General features: G+C 68.3%; 18 protein-coding genes and 1 pseudogene. 9 read left to right on the forward strand and 10 right to left on the reverse strand.

The features are described from left to right. Positions 1–12: 12 nt before the first annotated feature. The 3 genes from QUE79_RS02960 to QUE79_RS02970 form a co-directional block, all read right to left on the reverse strand. The gene (locus tag QUE79_RS02960) at positions 13–936 is read right to left on the reverse strand and encodes an alpha-ketoacid dehydrogenase subunit beta (RefSeq protein ID WP_286345356.1); all 924 of its coding nucleotides are present in this window, start codon (positions 934–936) and stop codon (positions 13–15) included. Positions 937–1029: 93 nt separating this feature from the next. Then, positions 1030–2160 carry a thiamine pyrophosphate-dependent dehydrogenase E1 component subunit alpha gene (locus tag QUE79_RS02965; RefSeq protein WP_286345357.1) on the reverse strand — a complete coding sequence of 377 codons (1131 nt, stop codon included), beginning with the start codon at positions 2158–2160 and terminating at the stop codon, positions 1030–1032. Positions 2161–2195: 35 nt separating this feature from the next. Next, positions 2196–3260, reverse strand: coding sequence for a histidinol-phosphate transaminase (locus QUE79_RS02970; protein ID WP_286345358.1), 1065 nt, complete (start codon positions 3258–3260; stop codon positions 2196–2198). Positions 3261–3313: 53 nt separating this feature from the next. Here QUE79_RS02970 and QUE79_RS02975 point away from each other — a divergent pair, with 53 nt between their 5' ends. The 3 genes from QUE79_RS02975 (at position 3314) to purB (ending at position 5653) form a co-directional block, all read left to right on the forward strand. After that, positions 3314–3718 (forward strand): phage holin family protein, encoded by a 405-nt coding sequence (locus tag QUE79_RS02975; protein WP_286345359.1) that lies wholly within the window; start codon positions 3314–3316, stop codon positions 3716–3718. Between the two features lie 100 nt (positions 3719–3818). Further along, complete coding sequence (locus tag QUE79_RS02980; RefSeq protein WP_434011071.1) at positions 3819–4280, forward strand: low molecular weight protein-tyrosine-phosphatase; 462 nt, start codon at positions 3819–3821, stop codon at positions 4278–4280. Then, entirely contained in the window at positions 4277–5653 is a 1377-nt protein-coding gene (gene purB / locus QUE79_RS02985; RefSeq protein ID WP_286345360.1) for an adenylosuccinate lyase, read from the forward strand. The genes QUE79_RS02980 and purB overlap by 4 nt, the downstream gene beginning before the upstream one ends. Positions 5654–5765: 112 nt before the next feature. On the opposite strand, the gene QUE79_RS02990 is transcribed toward purB, so the two are convergent. Both QUE79_RS02990 and QUE79_RS25135 read right to left on the reverse strand, forming a co-directional pair. After that, positions 5766–6047, reverse strand: coding sequence for a hypothetical protein (locus QUE79_RS02990; RefSeq protein ID WP_286345361.1), 282 nt, complete (start codon positions 6045–6047; stop codon positions 5766–5768). 316 nt (positions 6048–6363) lie between these two features. Then, positions 6364–6660, reverse strand: a pseudogene (locus QUE79_RS25135) (DUF308 domain-containing protein); the annotation flags it as partial. 304 nt (positions 6661–6964) lie between these two features. On the opposite strand from QUE79_RS25135, the gene QUE79_RS03000 reads away from it, so the two are divergent. Then, on the forward strand, positions 6965–8125 hold the full coding sequence (locus QUE79_RS03000; RefSeq protein ID WP_286345363.1) for a fatty acid desaturase family protein: 1161 nt from the start codon (positions 6965–6967) through the stop codon (positions 8123–8125). 63 nt (positions 8126–8188) lie between these two features. Further along, on the forward strand, positions 8189–8587 hold the full coding sequence (locus QUE79_RS03005) for a hypothetical protein (RefSeq protein WP_286345364.1): 399 nt from the start codon (positions 8189–8191) through the stop codon (positions 8585–8587). A gap of 164 nt (positions 8588–8751) precedes the next feature. Here the strand turns inward: QUE79_RS03005 and QUE79_RS03010 are convergent, their stop codons facing one another. The 3 genes from QUE79_RS03010 to QUE79_RS03020 are packed head-to-tail and all read right to left on the reverse strand — an operon-like array spanning position 8752 to position 12529. After that, on the reverse strand, positions 8752–9678 hold the full coding sequence (locus tag QUE79_RS03010; RefSeq protein ID WP_286345365.1) for an ATP-grasp domain-containing protein: 927 nt from the start codon (positions 9676–9678) through the stop codon (positions 8752–8754). Next, positions 9675–11060, reverse strand: a complete 1386-nt coding sequence (locus QUE79_RS03015; protein ID WP_286345366.1) for a DMT family transporter — start codon at positions 11058–11060, stop codon at positions 9675–9677. Before QUE79_RS03015 ends, QUE79_RS03010 begins: the two co-directional genes overlap by 4 nt. Beyond that, entirely contained in the window at positions 11057–12529 is a 1473-nt protein-coding gene (locus QUE79_RS03020; RefSeq protein WP_286345367.1) for an FAD/NAD(P)-binding protein, read from the reverse strand. The genes QUE79_RS03015 and QUE79_RS03020 overlap by 4 nt, the downstream gene beginning before the upstream one ends. A gap of 140 nt (positions 12530–12669) precedes the next feature. On the opposite strand from QUE79_RS03020, the gene QUE79_RS03025 reads away from it, so the two are divergent. Beyond that, positions 12670–13701, forward strand: coding sequence for an aldo/keto reductase (locus QUE79_RS03025; protein ID WP_286345368.1), 1032 nt, complete (start codon positions 12670–12672; stop codon positions 13699–13701). Positions 13702–13878: 177 nt separating this feature from the next. Here the strand turns inward: QUE79_RS03025 and QUE79_RS03030 are convergent, their stop codons facing one another. Then, a complete protein-coding gene (locus QUE79_RS03030; protein ID WP_286345369.1) occupies positions 13879–14355 on the reverse strand; it encodes a ferredoxin reductase domain-containing protein in 477 nt (158 codons plus the stop codon). A gap of 268 nt (positions 14356–14623) precedes the next feature. Next, a complete protein-coding gene (locus tag QUE79_RS03035) occupies positions 14624–15202 on the reverse strand; it encodes a molybdopterin-dependent oxidoreductase (protein ID WP_286345370.1) in 579 nt (192 codons plus the stop codon). Between the two features lie 101 nt (positions 15203–15303). Here QUE79_RS03035 and QUE79_RS03040 point away from each other — a divergent pair, with 101 nt between their 5' ends. The 3 genes from QUE79_RS03040 to QUE79_RS03050 all read left to right on the forward strand — a co-directional run bounded on the left by QUE79_RS03040 (position 15304) and on the right by QUE79_RS03050 (position 18683). Next, on the forward strand, positions 15304–16554 hold the full coding sequence (locus tag QUE79_RS03040; protein ID WP_286345371.1) for a mannosyltransferase family protein: 1251 nt from the start codon (positions 15304–15306) through the stop codon (positions 16552–16554). A gap of 95 nt (positions 16555–16649) precedes the next feature. Then, the gene (locus QUE79_RS03045) at positions 16650–17333 is read left to right on the forward strand and encodes a hypothetical protein (protein WP_286345372.1); all 684 of its coding nucleotides are present in this window, start codon (positions 16650–16652) and stop codon (positions 17331–17333) included. Between the two features lie 324 nt (positions 17334–17657). Further along, positions 17658–18683 (forward strand): glycoside hydrolase family 6 protein, encoded by a 1026-nt coding sequence (locus QUE79_RS03050; protein ID WP_286345373.1) that lies wholly within the window; start codon positions 17658–17660, stop codon positions 18681–18683. Positions 18684–18803: the final 120 nt, after the last annotated feature.

An 18803-nucleotide genomic window follows, 5' to 3' on the forward strand; every position in this document is an offset into this window, starting at 1 on the left:
ATGCGGACTCTCTCAGTAGGCGAGGGCGCGGTCGACGGCCTCGAGCACCCGGTCGGCGTCGGGCAGGTAGACGGATTCGAGCTTGGCCGGCGGGAAGGGCGCGTCGAAGCCGCTGACGCGCAGCACCGGCGCCTCGAGGGAGTAGAACGCCTTCTGGGAGACGGTGGCCGCGATCTCGGAGCCCACGCTGACGTTGCCGGGGGCCTCCTGCGCGATGACGAGACGACCCGTCTTGCGCACCGACTCGAGGATGGGGCCGTAGTCGACCGGCGACAGGGAGCGGAGGTCGACGACCTCGAGCGAGATGCCCTCTTCGGCGGCGATCTCGGCGGCCTGGAGCAGGACCGAGACCATGGCACCGTGGCCGAGAACGGTCACCTCGGTACCGAGTCGGACCACGCGGCTGGCGTGCAGGGGAACACCGGGAGCGGTGAAGTCGACCTGCCCCTTCGGCCAGTAGCGACTCTTCGGCTCGAAGAACATCACCGGGTCGTTCGACCGGATCGCCTCCTGGATCATCCAGTAGGCGTCGTGCGGGGTGGAGGGGCTGACGCTGCGGAGGCCGGCCGTGTGAGCGAAGTACGCCTCCGGGCTCTCCTGGTGGTGCTCGACGGCGCCGATGTGCCCGCCGTAGGGCACCCGGATCACGACGGGCATGCTCTGCGTCCCCTCGTGGCGGTTCGTCAGCTTCGCCAGTTGCGACGTGATCTGGTCGAAACCGGGGAAGATGAAGCCGTCGAACTGGATCTCGCAGACCGGGCGGAAGCCGTGCATCGCCAGGCCGATCGCGGTGCCGACGATGCCGGACTCCGCCAGGGGCGTGTCGATGACGCGCTTCGCGCCGAACTCGGACTTGAGGCCTTCCGTGACGCGGAAGACGCCTCCGAGCGTGCCGATGTCTTCGCCCATCATCAGGACGCGCGGATCGTCCTGCATCGCGCGCCGCAGGCCGGCGTTGATGGCACGGCCGAGGGCATGATCTCGGAGCTCGGCTGGGTGGGCGCGAGGGCGCAGCAGCGATCGTGTCGGTCATAGCGAGTCTCCGAAGGAGGCTTCGTAGTTCTTGAGCCACTCCTTCTGTTCGTCGATGCGCGGGTGCGCCTCGGAGTAGACGTGATCGAACATCAGCTCGACCGGGGGCCGCTCGAGGGCCAGAGTGCGCTTGCGCACGTCTTCGGCGAGATCGAGCGCCTCGGCCTCGACCTCGAGGAAGAAGGCGTCGCCTTCACCACGAGAGCGCAGGAACGCCTCGAAGCGCGTGATCGGATCGCGGGCGATCCACGACTGCGTCTCGGCGTGCGTGCGGTACTTCGTGGGGTCGTCGGAGGTCGTGTGGGCGCCGATGCGGTAGGTGAGGGCCTCGATGAAGCGCGGGCCGTCGCCGGCCCGGGCAGCGTCGAGGTCGCGCAGGGTGACGGCATAGCTCGCCAGCACGTCGTTGCCGTCGATCTGGGTCGACGGGATGCCGAAGCCCTCGCCGCGGCGGACGAGCGGGGTGCGGGACTGCGTGGACACCGGCACGGAGATGGCCCACTGGTTGTTCTGCAGGAAGAACAGCTCGGGCGTCTGGAAGCTCGCCGCGAACACCATGGCCTCGTTGACGTCGCCCTGGCTGGTGGCCCCGTCGCCGAAGTAGGTGACGACGGCCTGATCGCGCTCGGGATCGCCGGTGGCGTACTCGCCGTCGATCGTGATGCCCATCGCGTAGCCGGTGGCGTGCAGCGTCTGCGAGCCGATCACCAGCGTGTAGAGGTGGAAGTTCTGCTTCTCGACGGGATCCCACCCGCCGTGCGTCGTGCCGCGGAGCAGGCGGATCACGTCGACGGGGTCGATGCCACGGACGAGGCCGACGGCGTGCTCGCGGTACGACGGGAAGATATGGTCTTGCGGCCGCGAGGCGTGGGCGGAGCCGACCTGCGCACCCTCCTGGCCGTGGCTCGGCACCCAGAGCGCAAGCTGGCCCTGCCGCTGCAGGTTGCCCGCCTCGTCGTCGAATCGGCGCGTGAGCACCATGTCGCGGTGGAAGCGCTGAAGCATCTCGTCGCTGAGAGCCTCGATCACCGGAAGGAACTCGGTAGTCCGATCGTTCTCTTGGAGCACCCCGGAGGCGTCGAGGAGCTGAATCGGAGGCACCTCGGGCCCCATCGCGTCGGAAGACATGCCGACGAGCCTATAGGCGGGCTGCCGCGCGAGACCTAGAGGCTCCGGACAACCTCCTGGGCAGCTCCTAGGAGTTTGTCGACAGAAGCGGACTCGCCGATGGTGATCCGGATGCCCTCCGGAGTGAAGGCTCGGACCACCACGCCCTGTCGCTGGAACACCTCTGCGGCGCGCGCCGTGTGCTCGCCCGTGGGCAACCAGACGAAGTTGCCCTGGGCTCGGGGGACGGCCCAGCCCTGGTCGATCAGAGCCTGGCGAACCTGGTCGCGCAGCAGCGTGATTCGACCCACTCGCTCGAGCAGTTCGTCTTCGTGCTCGAGCGAGACGAGGGCCGCCCGGAGACCCGGCTCGGTGACGGAGAGCGGAATGGCCGTCGATCGCGCGGCATCGAGCACGTAGGCAGGGCCGACCGCGTAGCCGACTCGAAGCCCGGCGAGCCCGTAGGCCTTGGAGAAGGTGCGCAGGACCACCAGATTGGGGTAGCGCTCGGTCAGCGAGGCGCCGTCGACCGCGTTCTCGGCGGTGACGAACTCGACGTAGGCCTCGTCCAGGATCACGAGGACCGTCTCCGGCACGGCCGCCATGAAGATCTCGAAGGCTTCGGCGTCGACGATCTCGCCGGTCGGGTTGTTGGGGGTGCACACGATCACGGCGCGGGTGCGCTCGGTGACCGACTGCGCCATGGCGACGAGATCGTGAGACCCGTCGGCGAGGTTCGGCACCTGCACACTCGTCGCGCCGGTGACGGTGACGAGCCCGGGGTAGGCCTCGAAGGAGCGCCAGGCGTACACGACCTCGTCGCCCGCCTGAGCGACGGCGAGGAGGAGCTGGGAGAGGATCGACACCGACCCGGCCCCGACGTGCACCTCGTCGACAGTTACGCCGAAGCGCTCTGCGAGGACCGACCGGAGTTCGGAGGCCGCCGCGTCGGGGTAGCGGTTGACGTGGAGCGCCCCGTGGAGGGCTTCGATGACCGCCGGAAGGGGCTCGAAGGGATTCTCGTTCGACGACAGCTTGAAGGCATCTGGGGCGGCCTGTTTGCCCTGGCGGTAGGGCGGGAGAGCAGCGATCTCGGGGCGAAGTCGTACGGGAGCGGTCACCCGACCAGCCTACGGGCTACCACCGACGGCCCCGGGTGGGCATAGTTGTGCGCATGCGATTCTTCGTCCGCCTCGTCATCAACGCCCTCGCCCTCTGGTTCACGACCTTCCTCGTCGCCGGCGTCCACGTCACCGCGTTCGGGGACAAGACCATCGTGCCGACCGTCCTCACCTATCTGCTGGTCGCGTTCATCTTCGGCCTCGTGAACGGCATCGTCGGCACCGTGGTCAAGGTCGTCGCGTTCCCGCTCTACATCCTGACCCTCGGCCTCATCTCGTTCGTCATCAACGGACTGCTCCTGATCGTCGTCGCCTGGATCTCGGGGATCATCGGATTCGGCCTGGTCGTCGACAACTTCGGCTGGGGCATCCTGGGCGCCCTGGTCCTGGCCATTCTCGGCTGGTTGATCGGAATCATCCTGCGGCCCCTCTTCGGCAACGTGCGCGCCCGCGCCTGACCGCGATGCCGTACGAGGGGCCGACTTCGGCGAATCGGACGGGGCCGACGCCCTGTTCAGAATCGTCTTCGTGTGCACCGGCAACATCTGCCGGTCGCCGATGGCCTCCACGGTCTTCCGGGCCCGCGTCACCGCCGCCGGCTACGGCGACCGCGTCGTCGTCGATTCGGCCGCCACCGGCGACTGGCACGTCGGCGAGCGCGCCGACTCCCGCACGATCGCGGCCCTCGAGAACCGCGGCTACGATGGGTCACGGCATCGAGCGCGGCAGTTCGAGGCCGCTGACTTCGACCGGCACGATCTCGTGGTGGTCTTCGACCGCGGCCAAGAACGCATCCTGCGAGCGTGGGCGCCGACCGAGACCGACCGCTCGAAAGTGCAGCTCCTGCTGAGCTTCGACAGAGACTCGAGTGTCGGCCGGGCGGGCGACGGCACCGACGTGCCCGACCCCTACTACTCCGATGCCGCCATGTTCGAGACGGTCCTCGACATGGTCGAGCACGCCTCCACCGCGCTGTTCCGGCAGATCGAACCAGCACTACGACAGGGATCCACCACATGAGCCTTCCCCCGCAGCCCCTCAGCCCGCTCGACGGCCGCTACCGCCCCGCAGTGGAGGGCCTCGGCGACCACCTGAGCGAGGCGGGGCTCAATCGGGCTCGCGTGCGCGTCGAGGTCGAGTGGCTGATCGACCAGACCGATCGCTCGTTCGCAGGATCCTCCCCTCTCACCGAGGCGCAGAAGGCCGCCCTCCGGGCCGTGGTCACCGACTTCGGGCAGAACGACATCGACGAGCTCGCCGTCTTCGAGGCGACGACCCGTCACGACGTCAAGGCCGTGGAGTACTACGTGCGCGCCCGCCTGACCGACCTCGGGCTCGACTCGGTCGCCGAGCTGACCCACTTCGCCTGCACCTCGGAGGACATCAACAACCTGTCCTACGCGCTGACCGTGAAGGCCGCGGCCCTCGACGTGTGGCTGCCGAAGTTCGACCGCGTCATCGAGCTCTTCACCGCGCTGGCTCACGAGCACAAAGACACGCCGATCCTCTCCCACACCCACGGGCAGCCGGCCACACCGTCGACCGTCGGCAAAGAATTCGCCGTCTACTCGTACCGGCTCGGCCGCATCCGCGCCCAGATCGCCGGGTCCGAGTTCCTCGGCAAGTTCTCCGGAGCGACGGGCACCTTCTCCGCTCACGTCGCCGCCGCGTCCGACCTCGACTGGACCACCGTCTCGCGCTCCTTCGTCGAAGGCCTCGGCCTGACCTGGAACCCGCTCACCACGCAGATCGAGTCACACGACTGGCAGGCCGAGCTGTACGACCGGGTCGCCCACGCCAACCGGGTGCTGCACAACGTCGCCACCGACATCTGGACCTACATCTCGATGGGCTACATCTCGCAGATCCCGCAGGCCGGCGCCACGGGGTCGTCCACGATGCCGCACAAGATCAACCCGATCCGCTTCGAGAACGCCGAGGCGAACCTCGAGATCTCGTCGGCGCTGTTCTCGTCGCTCTCCGAGACCCTGGTCACGTCGCGCCTGCAGCGCGACCTGACCGACTCGTCGGCCCAGCGCAACATCGGCGTCGCCTTCGGGCACTCGCTGCTCGCGCTCGACAACATCACGCGGGGGCTCGGCGAGATCTCGATCAACTCCTCGGCCATGGCCGACGACCTCGACCGTAACTGGGAGGTGCTCGGCGAGGCGATCCAGACGGTGATCCGCGCCGAGATCACCGCCGGGCGGTCGCAGATCAGCGACCCCTACGCGATGCTGAAAGAGCTGACCCGCGGCCACCGGGTCGGCCAGGCCGAGCTGGTCGCCTTCGTCGAGGGTCTCGACATCGGCGACGAGGCGAAGGCGCGACTCGTGGCGCTCACGCCGGCCACCTACGTCGGTCTCGCTCCGGAGCTCGTCGCCTACCTCTGAGCCTGCCTCCGCGCACGCCTTCGACAGAAATCGAAGGGGAACGCTCCGCTGCCGCGCCTTTCAAGCCGATCGGAGGGCCGTCCAGCGAAAATCCCCTTCGATTTCGGGAGGGCTAGTGGCCGCGCGGGTAGTCCTCGTCGCGCTCGAGCAGGCCCTTGGTGCGGCCGTTCTCGTCGGTGATCTCGTGCTGCTCGGCGTCGTTCGGCTTGGAGGCGAGCGAGAGCATGGCCAGGACCACGACGCCGACGATGAAGGCGATGCAGAGGAAGATCCCGGCGAGGCGCACCTCGCGGGTCGCCAGAAGCACGATCAGCCCGGTGAAGAGGCCGAAGACGGCCGAGAGCCCGAGGAGTTCGGCCGGGCGGACCCGCTCGTGCCTGCTGGGTGTGCTCATTTCGTCTGTGCTCCGTCGATGCTGCTGGATTCGTGTGCGTCGTTCGCGCCCGTGCCGTCGCGGCGGTCTGCCCGACCGCCGTGGGCGAGATCCTGGGGGTGCCGGTCTGCCACTTCAGGGACAGGCCCTGGATGATCAGGAAGATTCCGACCAGGGCGCCGTAGGCCCCGACGATCCCCACGAGGATCGTCGACGAGGTCAGCGTGCCCTGGATCTTCTCGATGCCGCCGAGCTCTTTCGAGTAATCGGTCGGGACGAGGAGGTAGGCGAGCGCGAGCAGCAGTGTGATGCCGCCCAAGAGCATCCAGTCACGAGCCAGCCCGCTGCGCCTGCGGCGACGCAACCCGGTCACGAGTTCGAGCACTCCGGAGATCAGAGCCCAGCCGGTGACGAGGGCGACCAACATCGGCAGCCCTCCGGCGTGGAAGAGCAACGCGACGGCGCCGAAGACGACACCGACGACGCCCTGAACGACGGCGATCGTGCGGCTGGAGGGGTCGTCGAGCCAGCGATACGAGCCGAGAGCCAGCAGGATCCCGCCGGCGACGGTGGTCGCGCCGAACACCGTCATGCCGATCACGGCCGAGTGGTTGTTGACGAAGGTGATCACCATTCCGAGCACGAGGAAGGGGATCGCCCGGAGAATGGGGACGGGCCAGTAACGCGCGTCGGACGCGTCGCCGTGCTGAACAGCCGTCACGATTCTTCTCTCGGGGTGGTTGGGAACAGTCGAGTTTACCGCCTGCGATCCTGAGTCCTGGCTCGAACGCTCGCCGCCGAGCGAGCCCGGCCCGGCCGAACGGGGGAGGGAACTCACTTCCGCCTCACAGCGGCGACGGATACTGTCGGCTCATCTGAAAGGAGCATTCGCTCACACACCCGACTGGGAAGTCGACCCTCGAACAGGGAGAGTCGCGATGACCGCACTTGACTCAGCCCCCACTTCCACCGCACCCCTAGTCCCCGGGTCCCTACTCAGCACGATCCGCAACCACAAGGAGCTCCCCGCCGGTTTCCGCGGGACGACCTCCGGCCCCACCGCCAAGCCGATCAGCACCTACACGGCTCTGCTGGCCCGCGTCCGCGACGCGGGGCTCCTCAAGCGCCGCACCGGCTTCTACGTCACGGTCTTCGCGATCGTCACCGCCTGCCTCGCCGCCGCCGTGACCGGTTCATTCCTCCTCGGCGACAGCTGGTTCCAGCTGCTCATCGCCGGCGGGATCGGCCTCATCTTCACGCAGTACGCCTTCCTCGCCCACGAGACCGCGCACCGCCAGGTGTTCGAGTCGGGCAAGACGAGCGACCGTGTCGGTCGCGTCCTCGCGGCCGGCGTCGTCGGCATGAGCTACTCGTGGTGGACCTCGAAGCACACCAAGCACCACGGCAACCCGAACACCATCGGCCGCGACACCGACATCGACTACGACACCGTGTCGTTCCTCGAACGCGACGCCGTCAAGCAGCGAGGCTTGAGCCGGTTGTTCACCCAGAAGCAGGGCTACGCGTTCTTCCCGATCCTGCTCTTCGAAGGGTTCAACCTTCACTTCATGTCGTACAAGACCGTGTTCGGCCGCAAGAAGGTCGATAAGCGGTCGCTCGAGATCACGATGATCACGATCCGCTTCGCCGTCTACCTCGGCATCATCTTCTGGTTCCTGCCGCTGGGCATGGCGTTCGCCTTCATCGGCGTCCAGTTCGCGATCTTCGGCCTCTACATGGGCTCGGCCTTCGCACCGAACCACATCGGCATGCCGATCATCCCCGAGTCGAGCCGCGTCGACTTCCTGTCGAAGCAGGTCCTCACCTCGCGCAACATCCGCGGCGGCCGCGTCATGACGCTCGCGATGGGCGGCCTCAACTACCAGGTCGAGCACCACCTGTTCCCGAACATGGCCCGCCCGCATCTCAAGGCCGCCTCGAAGCTGGTCCGCGAGCACTGCGCCGAGCACCAGGTCCCGTACACGGAGGCCACCCTGGTGAGCGCCTTCGGCACGGTGGTGAACTACCTCAACCGGGTCGGCCTTGCTGCGCGCCGACCGTTCGACTGCCCGATGGCCGCGGAGTACAGACCCCGCTAGCTCTGTCCTCACGAAGGGCGGCTCGACTTCGGTCGTGCCGCCCTTTCGTGGTTGAGTGGGTGCATGGGAGACGGAGACGACCGGGCGCTCCAGGCGCTCGCCGAGATCCGCACCGCCGAAGCCGGCAGGATCCTCGGGCTCCTTCCCGCAGGGAGCCTCGTCGACCTCGCGGCCGGATGGGCAGCGGCCGGCATCACGAGCCCGGGGATCCTGCGCCTCGCCTTCGCCGCCGATGTGAGCAACGACGAAGCGCTCGGGCTGCTGGCGTCCGACGCGGCCGCCCTCGGTCTCACGTTCTCGTCGACGCGCGACGCTCGCGCGGCGTACGTCGTCGACCTCCTGCCCGATCTCGTCTCGGCACCCGACCCGGGCACGCTGTCGATGACCGTGTCGAACAACTACACCGACGAGATCAGCGGCCGGGCCCGCGGGCTGTTCGGGCGCTTTCGCAGGCGTCGCTGAGGCGACCTACTGCTTCGTCGCGTCCATCCACCGGGCGACCTGGGTGGTGAAGACGTCCTGGATTCGGGCTACACGCCGGTTGTCGGGTGACGCTGCCGGCCGGACCGACGCTTGTCGCACGTGGGGCCAGACCACCCCTCATCGGACTATGCCCCGTCGACTCGTCAGGCGATCTCGACGCCTTCGACCCTGTGGATTTTTCCGGCTCTCTCGAGCCGTTCCGCTTCGGCGAGGTCGTCTTCGAGCTGCTCGGCGTCGACGTTGGCGAAGAGCACGAGACCCAGGTCGGCATCGGTGGTCCGGTTCTCGATATCGAACTCGGTTCCCAGGTCGGGCGCATTGCTGAGGAGGCGGAACGAAACCAGCGCGCGCAGAGGTGCCGGGTCGAACTCGACAAGGACTCCTGACCGCTCGGCGGTCAGCAGGTAGAACCCGAGGAACTGACGATCAGGGTGGGATCCGAGGGCCGCGCGGGCCGTTGCGGGCTCGCCTGCAATGACATCTGCCAGAACGGTCGCCTGGCTGAAGCCCTGAGCGGCGACGAAATAGTCGGTCGGCTGAGCCGGCCCCATGAGACGCCCGTTGAACTCGATGAGTCGTGGTCCGTCGCACGTGAGACGGGCTTCTGTGTGCGTGGCACCGGCGTGGACCCCGAGTGCCTCCAGACAGGCAAGGACGTACTCGACGAGCTGAGCGATGCCTTCCTCGTCGTGGCGATGCGTTCGCCCGGCGAAGAGCTGAGGCGCATCGCCGACGAATCGGAACTCATTGGAGTAAACCTCGGTGACCTCGTGGACTCCGTCGACGACGACGGTGTTCACATGGAACTGGGGCCCCTCGACGAACTCCTGAATGACCGCTCCCACGTTCTTGTTGCCCAGGATCGACGTGCTGTCGATGACGTCGGCGGCGAAGGCTCGCGCGTCCGCCCAGGTCGAGGCGGCTCGGCAGAGGTCGCTGCCGGCACTGTTGGAGGGTTTCACCATCACGGGCAACCGGAGCCGCTCTTGGAGGGCGGACACGTGGGCGACGTCGGTGACGAGGTAACTCTGAGCAGTCGGTAGGCCTGCTCGCGCAACTCGCTCGATCATGCCGTTCTTGTCTCGACGGTGATGGATGAACTCCGGGTCGGACGTCGGCAGCCCAGCGCGGGCGGCGAGCCACTCTGCGGCCGACACCCCGCTTTCGCCGCCGGCGATGATGAGGTCGAACTGGTTCGCGTCGACGAAGCGAAGCAACTCGGGCGCCGGCGCGAGGGGGAGTCACTCGAGGGGAGGACGAACGGGACGTCCTGCCACCAGGTGGTGACGTGGACGTTTCGCTCACGCAGCTCTCGGACCAGATCGGTGCCACTGGACTCGGGATCGATGACGAGGACGTGGATCATTTCTCTCCTTGGCGGTGGTGCCGCTTTCGCGGTCGCGGGGTCGGATCGTGGAGCCTGGCCCTGCGGCTTTCCGCCGGCAGAAGCGCAGGTCACCAGACGCGTCACAGGGGCGCGCATCACGGCGGCGCTCTTGGTGGCGACGCGCATCAAGGCCGCTCGCCATTCGGCCGCTCGCACCTGGGCCACTCGCAACTGGGCCACGAGCGAGCAGGCCGACACGGCGAGGAGCACCACCATGAGGGCGGCCGTCAGCGGGTCGAAGCGGCGCGCAAGAAGAACCTCGGTGAGAAAGACCAGGGCAGGAAGGGACGACAGGACGAGCTCGGATGAAACCGGGTTCGCCCTGCCGAGACCGTACTGAAGGACGATGAGGGGCGCGGCGCCCAGCAGAACGGAGACGAATACCAACCGGGGGATGTCGGGCGAGACGAGGGAGCCACCACGTGTTCCGAGGAGGAAGACGAGGCCGCTGACGATCCAGGCGAGGTGAAATCGGGAGGCGTTCACCTGCACGGCTGTGAGCCCGGCCTTGCTCAGCTCGACCGAGAACAGGACGACGAACGCGCCGCTGAAGCCCGCGAAGACGGCGAGCGCGAGTCCCAACCAGGTTTCCGCGCCGCGTGTTCCGTCGACCAGGATCGAACGCGCCGCAATCCCGACCGACACGATCACGACGCAGACGGGCGCAGCCACCGTTCGCAACCGAAGTCGTCTCCTTGAGCGAGAGGCGACGGCGATCGTGACGATCAACGGAGCAGATCCCGCCTCCAGGACGCTGACGCTGGTTGGGGGAAGGTAGACGAGCGCCGAGAAGAAGGCGACGAAGACTCCGGCCGTCGCGGCGTTCATCCCCACGAGGACCAGAAGGGTCGAACGACAACGGACATGGCGATTGAGACCTGGCAATGCTCCGCGCAGGAACGCCTGCACGACGCAGATCACTGCTGCGGCGGCGAAAGCGAGAAAGGAACTCAGCGGCGCGGTTCCGGCCGTGATGACTCGGGCGATCACCACGGTGCCGACTGCCTGCCACAGCGTGCTCGCCGCGACGATGGCGAGAGGACCGGCTCGGTGGGGCGTGTTCACGCCTCGACGACCTCTGAGCACGAACCGCGTTCGATCGGATCGGCGCCCATGGTGCGGACGATGTGCCGGACCACGCCCTGCACGGCGTCCACGATGCCGTCGAGCGCGCTCACGTAATAGCGAGCGCCCTGCGCTAGACCGCCAATGGCATAGATCGGCAGGGCCGTGCCGCCGGAGTCAATCACTCGACTCGTGCCGTAGTGCAGCGCAAAGCCGCCGAACGGATCGGGTCTTGCCAGACCGTCAGCGATCATCCGGCCGAGCATCCCGCTTTGCACGTCGACAAAGGGTTCGTGCGCGGAGCGATATGCCTGAACGACCACATCGGCCGCCAGGTCGTCACCCGAATCGGTCGAGGCGCCGCGGCTGTTTCCGCGGCCGACGCCCGCGTGAACACCAAGCTGCTCGGCATCGATCGCGCCGAGGAGAAGAGCCGCCGTCGGCGAAGGCATCGGGTTGCACCAGCTTTGAAAATACGGGTGGAGCGCGCGTAGGAACACCCGCCGGTCGGCGACGTCGAAGCGATTCCAGCTCTCACTCACGGCTTCGTCCGCGACACCGACCAGCAACGAAGTCCAGGGGTCGTCCAGCCCCGCCACTCCCCGGCGGAGCGCGTCCTGCGGCGTCCGAAGACCACGCATGCGCTTCTCGGGTTCTCTCAGATCGACCTGACAGACCTCGGCTTCTGCCTCGAGGAGACCGATGGCCCTTCTCACGGAGAACGTCGCGGCGTCTCGAACCGCCTGCCGAGTGTAGAGGTGTGGACGATGCGCGCTCCTCCCCGGGCGAACGGAAGGCAGAAAACCTCTCCGAGAGACCATGTCGATTCGACCCTCGTGTCCGCGCTGAAGGAGGGCTCTGACGACGTCCACACCCGTGAGGCCGGTGCCCAGGACGAGGACTGAATCATCGGGGCTGATGCGCCGCACCGTCTCCCGGAGCGGATACGCAGAAATCGTGGCGCCCGGACGAGGACCGGTCGTGAATCCGGACCAACCCGGACAGAGGATCACGTCGTCGAAGCCGGCGTGGACGGAGTTGTTCGTTTCTACAGAGAATTTCTTCGAGCCGTCTCGACGGATGCGATCTACCGCGTAGGGAACCAACTGCAGGACGCCCTCGCGTCTTGCCCAGTCGTCTCGCAGGCCAGTCAAGGACTCCCGCAGGTAGTCACCGAATGCGGGTCGCGTTGCGAAGAGATGACCCGGATCGCTTGGGCCGAATCGGGCGTGATGCCATCGGGTGAAGTGGTTGTCGTCGTGCCCGCAAATGGACATGAGGTTGCTCGGGGCGTTGAGGAGAGGATGCGTGTCGTCCGCAAGATACGGGAGACCTCGTCCGGCATGCCGGTCGCTTCGAAGAGTCGAGTCGAAAACGGAGAGTTCGAAAGGATCGCGGATCTGACGTGTCAGCGCGTGCGCGACGGCTATGCCCGAAGCCCCTGCTCCGACAATGACTATTCGCTTCACTCCGCCCCCGGTCGACTATCTCTGGCATTACATACTAGACGTTTCATTCTGGTTGACAAAAGTCGTGGCTTCGAATGTCGAGCCGACGGAGGTGGGGCTCGCACGGCCCATGTGAGCGCTCACGGTCTAGCGTCGTCGTCATGGACTACAGAAAACTCGGCAACTCAGGAACCATCGTGTCGGAGCTGACACTCGGAACCATGACCTTCGGCTCCGAAGCGGACGAGACCACGTCGCACGCCATCCTCGACACCTTCTTCGAACACGGCGGCACCTTCATCGACACCGCCGACGTCTACTCGGCCGGGGTCTCGGAGACGATCATCGGGCACTGGCTCGAGTCACACCCGACGGAGGCCGCGCAGGCGGTCATCGCCACCAAGGGACGCTTCCCGATGGGCACGGGGCCCAACGACGTCGGCCTGTCGCGCCGCCACCTCCGCACGGCCCTCGACGCGTCGCTGACGCGGCTCGGCGTCGAGCACATCGACCTCTACCAGATGCACGCCTGGGACGCCCTGACCCCGCTCGACGAGACCCTGACCTTCTTGAACGACGCGGTCACCGCCGGCAAGATCGGCTACTACGGCTTCTCCAATTACCTCGGCTGGCAGCTGACGAAGGCCGTCCACCGCGCGATCGCCCTGCACCTCGCGCCGCCGGTGACCCTGCAGCCGCAGTACAGCCTGCTCGTGCGCGACATCGAGCACGAGGTGGTGCCCGCAGCGCTCGACGCCGGTATCGGGCTCCTGCCCTGGTCGCCGCTCGGCGGCGGCTGGCTGACCGGCAAGTACAAGCGCGACGAGGCTCCGACCGGCGCCTCGCGGCTCGGCGAGAATCCGACGCGCGGCATGGAGGCCTGGGAGGCGCGCAACGCCGACCCGCGCACCTGGGACGTCCTCTCGGTCGTCCAGGCGACGGCGCAGGATCACGACGCCACGGCTTCGCAGGTCGCCATCGCCTGGCTGCTCGAGCAGCCGGCCGTCACCTCGGTGATCCTCGGCGCCCGCACCGTCGACCAGCTCGTCGACAACCTGGGTGCCTCGGGCCTCGGCCTGAGCACCGCGGACGTGCTCGCGCTGAACGACGCCAGCGCGCCGCGCGTCGACGAGTACCCGTACGGCACGGCCGGCGTCGCGCAGCGGAACCGCAAACTCGAGGGCGGTCGCTAGCGCTCGCTCCCCCTCCCCTCCCGCAGACCTCCCCTCCCGCCGACCTCTCCCTCCCGAAATCGAAGGGGATTTTCGGGCGACGCCCCCGCTATCCGCATGAATGCGGCGGCGCCGCGCGTTTCCCCTTCGATTTCTGGAGGAGGAGGGGTGAGGTGCGGGGCTGGGCGACGGGCAGGGCTACGGGCCGCCGAAACGCTCCGTGCGGATCGACGCGGGGTCGTGACCGAGGGCCGCGAGCAGATCCGTCACGTGCGCCACGAACCCGTTGGGGCCGCAGACGTAGAAGACGGCGCCGGCCCGGGGCTCGGGAACGAGCGACTCGAGGTCTGCGGCCGTCAGCCTGCCGGGAGCGCGAGGCGACCCCTCCGGGCACCGTCTCGTGTAGACCGTGTCGACCCGGAGTGATCCTGCCGCCTTCAGCTCTTCGAGCTCGGAGCCGTAGTACGCCGCACCCGGTGAACGCACGGAGGAGAGCAGGCGGAACGGCACCGCGCCGCTGGCCGCGACCCGTGCTCGGACCATGGCCATCAGCGGGGCGACTCCGGAGCCGCCGCCGATCAGCTGGACCGGCGCCGCGTCGGTCGGGCGCCAGACGAACCAGCCGCCGATGGGCCCCCGGATCTCGAGGGGGTCGCCGGGTTCGAGCCCCTGCACCAGGTACGGGGAGACTTCTCCGTCGGCCAGCTCTTCGACCGTGATCTCGACCTCGTCGTCGGGGAGGGGCGTCCGAACGGGCCGCCACCGGGCGCGGCCGACAGCGAGTACGACCGGACGGCCTGATACCCGTCGTCGGCCGTGAGGCGCACGTCGACGTGTTGTCCGGCAAGCACCTCGTCGAGGTCGGTGACCCGCAGCCGGATGCTGCGGGCGGTGGCCGTCTCGACCCGCGTCTCGACGCAGACCGCGGGCCGCCAGCCGATCGTCACGAGTAGCGCTCCTCCTTCCAGGGGTCGCCGTGCTCGTGGTACCCGAGCCCCTCCCAGAAGCCGGGCGTGTTCTGGGGCATCGTCTGGATGCCCTGGACCCACTTGGCGCTCTTCCAGAAGTAGAGGTGCGGGACGAACAGCCGCGCGGGGCCTCCGTGGTCGTCGGCGAGGGGCTGCCCCTCGAAGGTGTGGACGATCCAGGCCTTCCCGCCGAGCAGGTCGTCGAGCGGCAGGTTGGTCGTGTAGCCGCCGTAGCTGCGCGCCAGGGCGAAGCGGTGCTGGGTCTCGAGGCCGTCGAACAGGGTGTCGAGCGAGACGCCGCGCCAGTGGGTGCCGAGCTTCGACCAGCTCGTGACGCAGTGGATGTCGGTGTCGACGTCCTCCTGCGGGAGGGCGAGGAAGTCGTCCCACGAGAACGAGCGCTGACCGGTCTCCGTCGCGATCTGGAGTTCCCACCGCTTGATGTTGGGGGTGGGGCCTGCCGACAGGACCGGGAAGCCGCGTTCGAGGTACTGACCGGGCGGGAGAGCAGGATCGATGCGGCGCCTGCTGGCAAAACCGGTGAAGCCGACCACGGTGCCTCTTTCTCGGAACGACTGGAAGACGCGTTCTACCGCCCGGAAAGCCAGCCCTGAGGAGGATGCCGGTTCCCAGTGTGAAATGAATAGAATAACGCGTGCTCGTCCCCGACCCCTCGATGACCCGTGTCGCGTTCGTCGACCCGGTCAGGTCTCCGTCGAGGCTCCTGACGGCCGCACAGAGGCTCCCCGCCTGGGGCGCCGTGCTCGTCGTCTACGCCCTCTCGCGCGTCTTTTCGACCGTGCTCCTCTTCGTGATGTACAGGATCGCGGCGACGCACCCGACCCAGTACGCCGACAAGTACGTCGATGCCGGCGCGACCAAGGGCTTCTTCGGCTTCCTCAACGTGTGGGACGCCCGGTTCTACACGTCCATCGCCGAACACGGCTACCCCCACGTGCTCCCCGTGTCGGCGAGCGGCGCGGTGCAGCCGAACGCGTGGGCGTTCCTCCCCGTGTTCCCGTGGTGCGTGCGCATCCTGGCCCAGATCACCGGCTGGGACACCGGGGCGGTCGCGGCCGGGGTCGCCACGATCTTCGGCGCTCTCGCGGCGCTCGCCCTGCACCGCTTCCTCTCTCTCCGCGTCGACGCTCTCGGAGCGCTCTGGGGCACGACCTTCTTCTGCTTCGGCGCGATGGGCTTCGTGCTCGAGGTCGGCTACGCCGAGAGCATGTTCCTGTTCTTCCTGTTCGCGGGCCTGCTCGCGCTGATGCAACGTCGTTACGTGACGCTGATGTGGTGCGGCGTCCTCGCCTCGTTCGTGCGGCCGGGGGCGCTCGTCCTGGCTCTCACGCTGCTCATCGTCGTCGTGCACCGGTTCTGGAAGCACCGCGACGAGTTCCCGCGGGCCGAACGCGCAGCAGCCGTCGTCGCGGGGCTGGCGATCGGTGCGGCGGGCCTCGCGTGGCCGCTCGTCGCCGCAGCCATCACGGGCGAGAGCGGTGCCTACCTCAAGACCGAGATGTCGTGGTGGAAGGGCGTCATCGGCTACACGCCGTCGCACTTCGTACCGCTGTCGCCGTGGTTCCTGATGGCCGTGCGCTACCTCGGGATCGCCGGCATCATCGTCGTCCTGGGCGTTCCCGCGCTCTACATCTGGGGCATGCGCAAGCCGTCGCTCCGGCGACTCGGCTTCGACATCCGCGCCTTCCTGACGTCGTATTCGCTCTACCTGTTCGCGGTGTTCCTGCCACAGCAGAGCCTTCCGCGGCTCATCATGCCGCTGGCTCCCCTGATCGCCGTCGACAGCATCACGCACCAGCGGGCGATCCGACGCCTCGTCCTGGCGTCGGGCATGGCGCTGCAGGTGACCTGCGTGGTCATCATGTGGCTGCTCGGCCCGCCGTGACCCACCCTCGGACGGAGACGACCTCGGTCTCGGGTCGCACGAGTCGCGCCCTGCGGCGGACGCGCGGACGGTCGGCCCGCTCGTAGCGTCGAGCCATGACCACGACGACCGGCGACGCCACCCGCACCCGGGACAGCGTGCGCGTGATCGCGACCCGCTGGCTCACCCCGGTCATCGCGGCGGCGGCAGCGCTGGCGGTCTGGGAACTCGGCAGAACGGGCGGCAGCAGCCAGGTGGTCATCGGCCGCTTCGGGGCTCAGTGGCTCTCGCTCGCGGCCGGCGGAGTCGCCCTGCTGGCGGGAACCCACGCGGTCATCGCCTGGACCTACCGCTGGACCAGGCGCGCGCGCGGCCACGGCGGCGCGGCGGGCATCGCGGCGGTAGCCGTACGGGGAGTCGTCACCCTGGTGTCCTGCTCGATCTGGCTCCTCGGCATGGCCGCTCTCGGATTCGCCACGCTGTTCGGCTATCCGTCGGCCTTCGTGACCGTCGGCTCCGTGTCGGGCCACGCGATCGTCGTCGAGGCGAACAGCTCCCTGGCCGGCCTCGCGGTGTCGGCCGGAGTGCGCGACGGACTCCTCGTGACCTTCCCTCGAAGCGGCGAGTCGACCTGGTCGCAGGACGGCCAGGCGTCCGGGTTCCGACCGGTGGACCCCGCCAACTACCGACTCGAGGTGCGCGGCGACACCGCCATCGTCCACTTCCGCGTGACGCCGAGCACGCCGCTCGACCACAGTGTGAGCCTGCCGCTGTCGGCGATCACCCGTGCGGAGCGGTGACGCGCGCGCTGCCTTCCCCTCCCCACCGGCCCGCTCCTCCCCGCCGGCCGGTTTCTCCCCGCCGGCCGGTTCCTCGCCGCCGGCACGCTCCTCCCCGCCGGAAATCGAAGGGGATTCTCGGCCGCACCCGTCGCGATCCGCACGAGTCCTCGGGCGGGCGGAGGATCCCCTTCGATTTCGGGCGGCGGGGGGCAGGGCGGGGGCAGGGCGACGGGAGTTCTGAGCGAACACCGGGGGACGTTGCGGGCGCGCGGGGAGGCGTGGTGCACTAGGTGGGCGTGCAAAGCGGGACGCTGACCTGACCTCCTTGCCGATCGGGGCCCGATGACCCAGCGACAGAACCGCGCGACACCCTGGCGCCCGGTGCGCCTGGCCGGGGCGATCGCGATCCTGCTCGCCACGGCTCTCGCGGTGACCGCCTGCACGTCCGGCTCACCCGAGGTGAAGAAGACTCCGGCCACCGTGCAGAACGAGTCGGCCGCGAAGGTCTACGGCGGCGGCCTCTACGTGCAGCCCGACAGCCTCGCGGCCAGAGCCGCCGACACGTTGCGGGCCGACGGCAGGTCGGACGCCGCCGATGCCGCGTCGGAGATCGCCAAGACTCCCGTGGCGATCTGGCTCGGCGACCAGTACAGCGTGTCGGAGGTGCGGAAAGTCGTCGCCGAGAACGTCCGGGCCGCCGAGAAGAAGGGCGTGACCCCGGTCTTCGTGCTCTACGCGATCCCGCATCGCGACTGCGGCGACTACTCGGCAGGCGGCTGGACGGCCGCGAAGTATCCGATCTGGACGCAGGCCGTCGCCAGCGCCCTGAAGGGCCACCGCGCTGCGGTCATGGTCGAGCCCGACTCCCTCGCGATGCTGAGCAACTGCCCCGACGAGGCCGACACCCGGATCCCCCTCGTCAAGGAGGCCGTCGAGCAGCTGGCTGCCGCCAAAGTCCCGGCGTACCTCGACGCGGGAAACTCACACTGGGTGAGTCCGTCCGTGATCGCAGAACGCCTGAAGAAGGCGGGGATCAGCGACGCCCGCGGTTTCTTCACCAACGTCGCCAGCTTCTACCCGGTCGACGACGAGCGCGACTTCGCATCGAAGGTCTCGAGGCTGACCGGCGACGCGCACTACGTCATCGACGTGTCGCGCAACGGGCAGGGCTGGAAGGGCACGTGGTGCAATCCCCGGGGCACCGGCCTCGGTCAGGATCCCCGCGTCGCGTCCGGTTCGTCCGAGCTCGACGCCCTCCTGTGGATCAAGACGCCGGGTGTCAGCGACGGCACCTGCAACGGGGGCCCGGCGGCGGGAGTGTGGTTCTCGTCCTATGCCGAGCAGCTGGTCGAGAATCGTCGGCAGTAGCCGTCGGCGGTCGCCTGCCCCGTGGTCGTGCGCAACTCGCCGCTCACTTTCGTCGGCGGCCCTCAGGTGCGCACGACGAACGGCGGGGCTGCCAGGGGGCGGGAGGGCGAAGCGGGAGCG

Origin of the sequence: Frondihabitans sucicola (genome assembly GCF_030296615.1) — a bacterium.
Taxonomy (GTDB): domain Bacteria; phylum Actinomycetota; class Actinomycetes; order Actinomycetales; family Microbacteriaceae; genus Frondihabitans; species Frondihabitans sucicola.

Bases quoted from the DNA above. Each gene is read 5' to 3' on its own strand.
- QUE79_RS02960 (WP_286345356.1), bottom strand. From the start codon at position 936: ATGCAGGACGATCCGCGCGTCCTGATGATGGGCGAAGACATCGGCACG.
- QUE79_RS02965 (WP_286345357.1), bottom strand. From the start codon at position 2,160: ATGTCTTCCGACGCGATGGGGCCCGAGGTGCCTCCGATTCAGCTCCTC.
- QUE79_RS02975 (WP_286345359.1), top strand. From the start codon at position 3,314: ATGCGATTCTTCGTCCGCCTCGTCATCAACGCCCTCGCCCTCTGGTTC.
- QUE79_RS02980 (WP_434011071.1), top strand. From the start codon at position 3,819: ATGGCCTCCACGGTCTTCCGGGCCCGCGTCACCGCCGCCGGCTACGGC.
- purB (WP_286345360.1), top strand. From the start codon at position 4,277: ATGAGCCTTCCCCCGCAGCCCCTCAGCCCGCTCGACGGCCGCTACCGC.
- QUE79_RS02990 (WP_286345361.1), bottom strand. From the start codon at position 6,047: ATGAGCACACCCAGCAGGCACGAGCGGGTCCGCCCGGCCGAACTCCTC.
- QUE79_RS03000 (WP_286345363.1), top strand. From the start codon at position 6,965: ATGACCGCACTTGACTCAGCCCCCACTTCCACCGCACCCCTAGTCCCC.
- QUE79_RS03005 (WP_286345364.1), top strand. From the start codon at position 8,189: ATGGGAGACGGAGACGACCGGGCGCTCCAGGCGCTCGCCGAGATCCGC.
- QUE79_RS03010 (WP_286345365.1), bottom strand. From the start codon at position 9,678: ATGATCGAGCGAGTTGCGCGAGCAGGCCTACCGACTGCTCAGAGTTAC.
- QUE79_RS03025 (WP_286345368.1), top strand. From the start codon at position 12,670: ATGGACTACAGAAAACTCGGCAACTCAGGAACCATCGTGTCGGAGCTG.
- QUE79_RS03045 (WP_286345372.1), top strand. From the start codon at position 16,650: ATGACCACGACGACCGGCGACGCCACCCGCACCCGGGACAGCGTGCGC.
- QUE79_RS03050 (WP_286345373.1), top strand. From the start codon at position 17,658: ATGACCCAGCGACAGAACCGCGCGACACCCTGGCGCCCGGTGCGCCTG.